This is a genomic window from Shewanella sp. S1-49-MNA-CIBAN-0167 (genome assembly GCF_040310145.1).
GTDB classification, from domain to species: Bacteria; Pseudomonadota; Gammaproteobacteria; order Enterobacterales; family Shewanellaceae; genus Shewanella; species Shewanella psychromarinicola.
Window position 1 is genome coordinate 1 of sequence record NZ_JBEOPO010000120.1, and the last position, 462, is coordinate 462.

Annotated in this window: 1 protein-coding gene; it reads right to left on the bottom strand. The window is 40.0% G+C overall.

What is annotated here, in order from left to right; translation table 11 throughout:
* A partial coding sequence (locus AAEZ00_RS20640) for an arsenic resistance protein (RefSeq protein WP_502959347.1) occupies positions 1-347 on the bottom strand: 347 nt, incomplete at its 3' end.
* Positions 348-462: the final 115 nt, after the last annotated feature.

Here is a 462-nt window from a genome sequence, read left to right on the forward strand (position 1 = left end):
GCTATATACTCTTGTGCAGATGCAGGGTCGACCAAATCGGCAAACAACACCTTAAAAAACAGCCATCCTAATGCCGCCATGGTAAAGGGTTTAATTAACCAATTAATAACCACGGTCAGCAATAATCCCCTAGGGTTTTTACCCACATCTTTCATTGCCGAAAAGTCAATTTGCACCATCATGGGGTAAATCATCACCCAGATAAATACCGCAACAACCAAGTTAACGTGGGCGATTTCAAGGTTTGCTATAGCTTGAAAGATATCTGGCTGCCATAAACCTAACAACACTCCGGCCAACATACTTAAACCAACCCATACCGATAAAAACCGTTCAAACATGCCCATAGCAAGACTCCAAACAATGAGGGTACAACACAAAAATATTAATAATATTTTTTACAACACAGCATTAACGACAAAAACTCACCTTGTTCGGTCTATTTTGCATAATGTCTAACCG